Source organism: Pseudomonas kitaguniensis, from assembly GCF_009296165.1.
In the GTDB taxonomy this organism is placed as follows: domain Bacteria; phylum Pseudomonadota; class Gammaproteobacteria; order Pseudomonadales; family Pseudomonadaceae; genus Aquipseudomonas; species Aquipseudomonas kitaguniensis.
The window spans coordinates 1-4,533 of sequence record NZ_VUAZ01000165.1 but is presented as its reverse complement, the minus strand read 5'-3'; the positions used below and the strand labels follow the sequence as shown (position 1 = coordinate 4,533).

The 4,533-nt window shown below is 58.1% G+C and carries 6 protein-coding genes; all 6 read right to left on the bottom strand.

Going from position 1 to position 4,533, the window contains the following annotated elements:
- Positions 1–72: 72 nt before the first annotated feature.
- The 6 genes from F0169_RS24625 to F0169_RS24600 all read right to left on the bottom strand — a co-directional run bounded on the left by F0169_RS24625 (position 73) and on the right by F0169_RS24600 (position 4,238).
- Positions 73–474, bottom strand: coding sequence for a DUF4440 domain-containing protein (locus F0169_RS24625; protein WP_152747875.1), 402 nt, complete (start codon positions 472–474; stop codon positions 73–75).
- Positions 475–488: 14 nt separating this feature from the next.
- On the bottom strand, positions 489–1,118 hold the full coding sequence (locus F0169_RS24620) for a retron system putative HNH endonuclease (protein WP_172979545.1): 630 nt from the start codon (positions 1,116–1,118) through the stop codon (positions 489–491).
- A complete protein-coding gene (locus F0169_RS24615) occupies positions 1,111–2,445 on the bottom strand; it encodes an AAA family ATPase (RefSeq protein WP_152747874.1) in 1,335 nt (444 codons plus the stop codon). Before F0169_RS24615 ends, F0169_RS24620 begins: the two co-directional genes overlap by 8 nt.
- A gap of 90 nt (positions 2,446–2,535) precedes the next feature.
- Complete coding sequence (locus F0169_RS24610) at positions 2,536–3,348, bottom strand: SDR family oxidoreductase (protein ID WP_152747873.1); 813 nt, start codon at positions 3,346–3,348, stop codon at positions 2,536–2,538.
- 13 nt (positions 3,349–3,361) lie between these two features.
- Entirely contained in the window at positions 3,362–3,826 is a 465-nt protein-coding gene (locus tag F0169_RS24605) for a hypothetical protein (RefSeq protein ID WP_058414242.1), read from the bottom strand.
- A gap of 136 nt (positions 3,827–3,962) precedes the next feature.
- Complete coding sequence (locus F0169_RS24600; protein WP_152747872.1) at positions 3,963–4,238, bottom strand: DUF3077 domain-containing protein; 276 nt, start codon at positions 4,236–4,238, stop codon at positions 3,963–3,965.
- Between the last annotated feature and the right edge of the window lie 295 nt (positions 4,239–4,533).

Genomic DNA, 4,533 nt, shown 5'->3' with positions numbered 1-4,533 from the left:
TGTCCGTCACTGATGTTTTAACTGAACCAACTGCAGTCGGGAGCAAGCCCCCTCCCACAGTTTTTGAGCGTGTCAGGCTTTGATAAAGGTTTCGTGCAGGTGGCGCCAAAGCAGCGCGCCGCTTGCTTGCTTCTCGAACACCACCGTCGCCCGTCGATCTGTATGCGTGCCGCTGGCATCCACCTGATGCTCGCGGTAAGTCACTGTCGCACCGCGCGCATGCCGGTCAATCCCGGCCATTTCACTCAAGGTGATTTTCAACCCTGGGCGCATGCCGCCGAGGCGGGTGAACAGGGCATTCACCCCCGCCGCATTGACGCGCGTGCCGGTGGCGGGCGCAACCATGCTGAACTCAGGGGAGAAACGCGCAAGCAGGTTCTGCAGGGTGCCTTCAGGTGCAACGCCTGCAAACCATTGTTCGATCTCGACGTGGGTCTGGATCACTTCTTCGAAAAAATCGCTGTAGTCGATCATTAACACTCTCTTTATCAGACGCTTAGCTGGCGAACCACATTCACCAGAACGGGTGCGAATGGTTTCAGTTGGTTGTTGGCGTCGGGTTGTTGCAGCTCTTGCAGGAGTGCCGTCAAGAGATCCATGTCGGCAATCTTAAGGTCATCGCCATTGACCCCGCAGTCGTACAGGAGCGTGTCCAAGAGCGCTTTGCGCGCACTGAACAGTGCGCGGTTGTTGTCACGTGTATCGCCCAGGTTCAGCACATTGATCGACTTAGCGGCTCTTGCGCTCAAACCTTCCACACGGCCTGAAAGGTAAAACTTAAGCTCGGACTCACACTCGGCCATCAACGAAGTGAGCGGCAGCACTTGGTGGGCGTGGGCTTTTCCGCATTGTTTTGCGCGGTTGCAACTGGCGACGATATTGGCGTAGTCCAGGGCGCGGTGGGGAGCAGTTTCCCTGGCGTGCACGTGCTCGTTGTGAGCGTTCTCCAGCGTTATTGCGTGGCAGCAATACGCGCACAGGCCGTGCTGTTCTTCGATGCACGCCCCACGGATGCTGCTTCTTTGTGTATGGGGCAAGTCTGAGTAGAGCCCCTGAGGGTGTGCACGCTTCCATTGCGTCAATGCTGCGGGTTCATCGCCTTTGGTGATTTTACGCACTGCGCAGCTCCAGCTTGCGAATCAGCAGGGCCGCTTTGGTCAGCTCGATGTGACCGGGGGGCAGATCTGTAGACAGTTCTTCGAAGAGAGCCTTGGCGTCTTTCAATTTTTTGTCTTGCAGCAGTTCCAGCAAACGGTCCAAGCGGTCCTGGACTTCGCTGTTGCGCACATCGGTGTCCATGACATTGAGCAACACCTGGTTGGCGTCCAGGCCATAGAGACCGTTGCGCTCTTCCAATTCGCCGTTGTCTAGGACATAGCACAAGACATCCTTGGTATCACTGATCACCAAGGGCGAGTGGGTGGTCAGGATGAACTGGCAGTTGGGGAAGGTATTGGTGAGTTGGCGGATCAGGCGACGTTGCCATTGAGGATGCAGGTGAAGATCGACCTCGTCGATCAGGACGATACCGTCGCCATGTAGCGGGTTTTCCAATGATGGATTCATGATCGCTAGACGGCGGGCAATGTCACCGACCAATGCCATTAGGGATTTTTCACCTTGTGAAAGTTGCATGACGCTCAATGAATTTCCCGCTTTGTCTATAACCATCTCCAGCACTGGAAAGCGCACAACGCGAAGATTGGTGAAGTCGGGTATGAACTTGGAAATGGCAGTGCGTACAGCGGTTAGCTGACTGTCCCTGGAAAGCGCGTTTACTGCTTCAATTTCCTTCCAGGAATCGCTGTTTTTGCCCAGCCTTTTTGACAGCGTTTCCAAGGTGGAGCCCGAAATTGCACCCTCGTTTTCGATGTCTTCGCGGTCGCGGAACCATTCGAAAAAACGCGCGAAGTCCACACCTTGGCTCAGTGATTTGTCATAGCCATCCAGCTGAAAAACACGCGTGCGCTTGTTGATTGTCAGCGGTACTTTTAGAACTGAACGTTCAACGGGGTAGTAAGCAATGAGCGGTAAGGACAATTGGCGGTTGGAGAACGTCAGCAAATCTTTAATGTTGTTCGCAAGAGTGCGAGCTTCGGTGAGATCGGCGCGGCCTACACTCTTGAACCCTCTACGTGTTCTGCTTAAGGTCCAATTCGAGTTTTTCTCATCAAAATAGGCAACTTCTATCGCCATGATCGCTGTGCCAGCGTCGTTGTGAATAAGCTCTTCCCCGATCAGCTCTCCGCGACCCGAGTCTGTTCGAAGGCTTTCTACGAACCAACTGAGAGACGTCGCCAACGACTTCAAAATCGTGGTCTTCCCCGCCCCGTTATTCCCCACAAACACCGTCACCTTCGACGCATGCTTTTCGGTAGGCGCAAAGGCGACTTCCAAGTCGGTAAAACGACCGACGTTGCTTAGTCGAATTTTTCTGATTTCCATCGCGTTACCCTTATGGGGCCAGTCAGTTTCAAGAGGCAGGCGTCATTATGGCACTCATCCAGGGTTTTGACAGGTGAGCTTCACGGTTGCTTACAACACGCCGTTCAATCCAAAACGTTTCTTCAACACCGTCTCCAGCAGCCCCTTGGGCAACAACGCCGCCAGCAACGGCAACGCGCGGCTGCCATTGCCTGAACGCAACAAGCGCGGTGGCTGCGGCCGTTGTACCGCCTTGAGCACATCGGCGGCGAACACGTTGGCGGCTGTCGGCTTGTCTTGCGAGGCTTGCGAGCGCGCACGGATGCCCTCGCGCAGCGGCCACCACGGCGATGTATCGTTGATCAACAGTTCAGCCTGCGCGCCGGCATTTTTGGCGAAGCGCGTATCGATCGCCCCCGGTTGCACTTCCATCACGCGCACGCCAAAAGGCGCCAGTTCCATGCGCAGCGCATCGCTCAGCGCGTGCACGGCTGCCTTGGACGCGCAATACGCGCCGGCGAACGGCGTGACCAGTACGCCGGAGACGCTGCCGATGTTCACCACCAAACCTTTGCTGCGCCGCAGCGCCGGGAACAGCGCTTGTGTGACGCCGACGATGGAAAACACATTGGTGTCGAACTGGCGCTGTATCGCGCCGGTGCCGCCATCGAGCAACGGGCCCATGGCGCCGTAACCGGCGTTGTTGATCAGCACATCCAGCGTGTCGCACTGCTCGGCCAGGCGCTGCAAGGCGCCGGGGTCATTCACATCCAGCTGCACGGCGTTAAAGCCGGCGGCGGCCAGGTTGGCGACGTCTTGCGGCTGGCGGGCGCTGGCCCATACGTCGAAGCCTGCGGATTTAAACGCGTCGGCCAGGGCGCGGCCGATGCCGCTGGAGCAACCGGTGATGAGTACGTTGGGCATGGGTCAATCCTTGTCAGTCCGAGAAACTGCCTTGCAGGTGCTCGGCGCGAAATTCCAGGGTTTGCGGGCGGTAGCCGGGGCGCAAAGGCGGTGTGGGCAGGCAGTCTTCCCACGTCGCGCCGGCCTGCAACTCGCCGGGGCCACGATAGCGTGGGGCGGCGTAAACATTGTCGGCGAGGTTGACCGTGTCGCCCGGCGCATAAGCGGCAAGGCGCCAACGCAGTTCGGTCAGGGGCACGTCGTTACCGTTGTTCAGGGTCAATTTCAGCGGGCGGTCGGCGGGGCATTCCTGCGGCGCGTAGCTGATGCGCAATTCCAGCCGCGCCAGTTGCGCGGCTTCGCGGTTATCCAGCCACACCACCCAAATGGCCACCAAGCCCAGCCCGACGGCGGCGGCCAGGGAAACCGGCAATGCTCTGGCAGGGTAGCGCAGCAGCAGGATCAACCAGGTGATGATCAGTAGAACGCCGAAGAACATGGAGGCAGCCTCACAAATGGATGAACCATCCTACTGTGGGGCAGACAGGTTGACCATCGGCTGTGTTGCCGGACGCCATCGGGAGCAAGCCCCCTCCCACAGTTGATGTGGGAGCGGCCTGCTCCTGATGACTTACTTACTGAGCAGAGGACTCTGCCTGCAAGCCATCAATGGAAGCCTCAACCAGAGCCAACCCCGTTTCGGCCAAGTGCAGGCTGGCCCAATTCAGGTAGCTTTGATGTTCAGTGCAGAGGTCTTGCGCCGCCAGGGTGAGCACGCGCGCGGTGCCCAGAACATAACTGGCATGCTCAAGGGCCTGTTCAATGGGGATGCCGGGTTGTACGCAGAAGAGCGGTTCTTCGCTGCGTTCGCTGAGGCCGAAAGGGGTGGGGCGGGTGGTTGGTTTGGACATGGTGAAACTCCTATGATAATTGGAGTTGCCACGCTTCGCCGTCAAACGAGTAGGTGGCAACTGTACGCAGGTTGACGGACCGGTATAGGAACCCGGCGCGCTCGAAAGCGCCCCACGCACAGTCGCCATAACGCTGTGCTTGTTCCTATGAGTTTCCGAGGCCGTCAAACCTCATCACGAATGAGTCGTGACAGGCGCGAGGATAGGCAGGATGCGGGCGTGGGTCAATGATGGCGGTTGTGCTTTCGGACGCCATCGGGAGCAAGCCCCCTCCCACAGTTGGACCGGGTGCAGC